We start from the raw sequence: 3,255 nt of genomic DNA, 5'->3' as shown, positions 1-3,255 counted from the left end.
ATCTTCATCAGCTCTGCCACCGCGTCCCCTCTTGCCTCGCGTTTTCTGTTGGCATCAAGTGCAACTGCTGTTGGCGAACTGTCATCGAGCAGCATCGGCACAGACGGATTCAATCATTGTCGGCCGGGCAGGTTCATGAGACATTGTGTTTTAACCCCTTCCTGCCTGGAGGTGAAGACATGGCATTGACCCTCGTTCCAAAGGTCGTCCCCATCAGGAGCAGGACGATCACGCGGCAGCGGTTGATCGACGCGGTGGGCAAGGTACTGGCCAAGGAGGGATTTCGGCATCTCGGGGTCAATCAGGTGGCCCGTGAGGCTGGCGTGGACAAGAAGCTCATCTACCGGTATTTCGGCGGTCTGCCCGGGTTGATCGCAGCATATGGAGAGACGGTTCATTTCTGGCCCAGTGCCGATGAACTGATAGGAGAGAACCGCGACAGGGCGGGGGACATGCCGCCGCACCGGCTCATGAGCCTCTTTTTCAAGCGATACGCGCAGGCCATCTTGCGGCGTCCCCAGACCCTTGAGATATTGGCCTGGGAGGGGGTCGAGCGCAATGAGTTGACCAGACCGCTGGAGGATGTGCGGGCCAGGAGCGCGTTGGAGTTTTTCGAGCTGATGGGAGCGGATCCGCCGGAGGATGTGGATGTCACGGCGCTTGTCATCATCATGGCCGGGGCCATGAACTTTCTTGCGGTCCGCTCCAGGTTCTACAGCGCCCTTGGGGGCGTGGACCTACAATCCGAACAGGGTTGGGAGCGGATAGAGCGGACCGTGGACCAGATCATGGAAGGAGTGCTCGGGCAGATAAGACGAAGCCCGGACTGAGCCGGGCTTCGTGGGGAGTCTGTTTGTGTGGTCGCTATTTGCCGCGCTTGGTCCAGAGCTTCATCTCCTTCATCTTCTTGCGGCGCTCCCGCTGCAGGGACTTGCAGACCAGGGGGAGCTTCTTCTTGTAGCCGAACTTCTCACGGTACTCCTCGGGGGTGAGGTCGTGGCTGGACAGATGCTTTTTGGTGAGGATTTTGAAAGACTTTCCGCAGACGCAACAGAGGATGGTCTTTTCACGAATCGCTTTTTTGGGGTCCAGGGAGGCATCCGGCTCTATTTCGATGCTTCCGTCTTCCGCGATGGCCTTGATGCCTGCCGCGAGTTTCTGAACCATTGAGGTGATCTCTTCCTCGGTCATGGTCCTGACGCCCGCCTGTGCCTTGACGATCTCCAGCGCTTCTTTCAAATGGTCGTCCATTGTTCCGACTCCTTTCTCTGTGGTAGATTCATGGTTTTCGGCATGACGTCCGCTTGGCTTTGCACTCGGTGCAACCCACTGCGTGTGCCGTCCATTGTTCTTTGGAGATGACCAACGTCAGTAAGGTGATCATCAACCGCCTTGCCCATCTATAGCACGATTAACGTTGTGTCTGTCAACATTGATTTCACAAACGCATGGTGTAAAACGATTCGCTACAACAACACCTCTCCAATGGCGGTGTTTCCTTTTCCTTGTTCACGACGCACCGCTTGCCATGGTGCCCCGGCTGACGTATGCAGGGGGTGAGGAGCAAATAACCCTTGGGCACGCGCGCTGCGGCCTTGTGGAGCCGTACAGTCGTGCGCGGTCCGGGGTTGCGCGCCTGCTTGGGAGTGTCTGTTTTCCCAAGGCCAACGCGGACAGACATCATACTGCAACGGAGAAACTCATGGGGCTGGAAAACGGCAAGGTACACAAGTTGGAAAGGGTAAAAAACGAAGAGACCCCCGACACTGGCGAGGATGTTCGCGCCGGTTCGGTCGAGGCACACAGGGACATGAGCAAGGTGGCGATGATCGTGTCGCTTTTGGCCGTGCTGCTGCTCGTGATTTTCTTTTTTGGCATGAATCGCAACATTGCCGGGCTCTCCGACGAGGTGAAGCACCTTGGCGCGCTCCGCGAGGATGTGGCCAGCCTTGACCAGCGGGTGGTCCAGATGCAGTCGGACATACCCGTGCAGGTCAAGCGCATGATCGCCCACGACATGATCAACGAGATGGCCATGAAGGCAGCCTACCTGGGGGAGACCCTCGACTCCGAATCCCAGCGTACGGTCATGCGGGGGGTCCTCAAGGAACTGCAGACCCTCAGGGCTGATTTGGAACAGTAACCTTCCAGACCATGGTCTGTTTTGGGCGCGCCGACATTGTCGGCGCGCCCTTATTGTTGGGTGAGTGATCAATGTTGATCAAAAAATCGTTGACACGGCTTGATTCTCGGCATATTGGTTTTTTGACGATCAGTGAACAGTAGGATGTGTCTGCTATGAGCAAGAGGTTTGTCAGTTTGCGCGAGGTAGGGCGGCAGTTGGGAATACCGCCGTCTACTATCGTGTATTACAAAGACAAATTCCATCGTTACATCCCCTCTGTCGGGAGCGATGGGCGTCGTCGTCGGTATCCGGCGGAGGTTGTCGAGATATTCAGGAGGATTCGTGAAATGTTTGCAGACAATTGGTCGGTTGATCAAATCGAGCGAGAGTTGAGCTTGAGGTTTGGCAGCCTGCTTGGAGATCAGTGCTTTGATCAGTTGAATGATCAGTCAAATGATCGATCAAATGATCAGTCTGGTCGCCAGCCATGTGCGCGGTCTGCCGCGGCCGGGTATGGCGTTCCGGGGGCGGGCTCCCGGGAGGTTGGCGGTGTGCTCGAAAAAATCGCCGACGCGCTGGAGAATCAGGCGCTGTTTAGGAGCGAGATCCGATCGCTGCGGGACGAGGTGGATACCCTGCGGCGGGATCGCCGCGAGGTGGAGCGGGAGTACTCGACCAAGGTGTCGGCCCTGGAGGCGGAGATTGCCGAGTTGCGTCGCCGCATGGCGTCTCGCACCTCTGCTGGCGGCATAGATTTTCCTCCGGCAGAGTTCCTGTCCAGTCCGCTGGTGATCCGCTCTGAGGGCGAGTATCTGGGGGTTCAGGGGAAGGGTGGCAGGCCGTTTTCCCTAGAAGATTTCGTCCGGCTCATTGAACGCAAGATGTCGGAGTCCATGGATGTCGGGACGTCCTGGCGGCGTCAGGACGGCCACTGGGTGCTCGTTGTCCGCACCGAGGACAAGCCGCGCGGGCGCGTGCAGAATATCGTGCTCGTTGCCCGCAGGACCGTGACCCCGAGCGGCAATACCGTGACCGAGATCATCCGCCTGAACATCGACGGCAACGATGCGCCCGACGCACTCCTGCTGACACTGTTTCGCCAACTGAGGGCGGTGTTCAATGATTGATTT

At 57.7% G+C, this 3,255-nt stretch carries 4 protein-coding genes and 1 pseudogene; 4 read left to right on the top strand and 1 reads right to left on the bottom strand.

Annotated elements, in window-relative coordinates:
* Positions 1-179 precede the first annotated feature (179 nt).
* A complete protein-coding gene (locus QQS14_RS16200) occupies positions 180-830 on the top strand; it encodes a TetR/AcrR family transcriptional regulator (protein WP_285908054.1) in 651 nt (216 codons plus the stop codon).
* 34 nt (positions 831-864) lie between these two features.
* Here the strand turns inward: QQS14_RS16200 and QQS14_RS16195 are convergent, their stop codons facing one another.
* Positions 865-1,251, bottom strand: a complete 387-nt coding sequence (locus QQS14_RS16195; RefSeq protein WP_285908053.1) for a Ros/MucR family transcriptional regulator — start codon at positions 1,249-1,251, stop codon at positions 865-867.
* A 451-nt stretch (positions 1,252-1,702) separates the two neighbouring features.
* Here QQS14_RS16195 and QQS14_RS16190 point away from each other — a divergent pair, with 451 nt between their 5' ends.
* The 3 genes and pseudogenes from QQS14_RS16190 to QQS14_RS16180 all read left to right on the top strand — a co-directional run bounded on the left by QQS14_RS16190 (position 1,703) and on the right by QQS14_RS16180 (position 3,252).
* Positions 1,703-2,143 (top strand): hypothetical protein, encoded by a 441-nt coding sequence (locus QQS14_RS16190; protein ID WP_285908052.1) that lies wholly within the window; start codon positions 1,703-1,705, stop codon positions 2,141-2,143.
* A gap of 155 nt (positions 2,144-2,298) precedes the next feature.
* Positions 2,299-2,505 (top strand): annotated as a pseudogene (locus QQS14_RS16185) (MerR family transcriptional regulator); the annotation flags it as partial.
* A 171-nt stretch (positions 2,506-2,676) separates the two neighbouring features.
* Complete coding sequence (locus tag QQS14_RS16180; RefSeq protein ID WP_285908055.1) at positions 2,677-3,252, top strand: MerR family transcriptional regulator; 576 nt, start codon at positions 2,677-2,679, stop codon at positions 3,250-3,252.
* Positions 3,253-3,255: the final 3 nt, after the last annotated feature.

This window comes from Pseudodesulfovibrio pelocollis, assembly GCF_030282845.1.
Taxonomy (GTDB): domain Bacteria; phylum Desulfobacterota; class Desulfovibrionia; order Desulfovibrionales; family Desulfovibrionaceae; genus Pseudodesulfovibrio; species Pseudodesulfovibrio pelocollis.
Note: the sequence above shows the minus strand (reverse complement) of the source record. Positions and strands in the feature narration are given on the sequence as shown.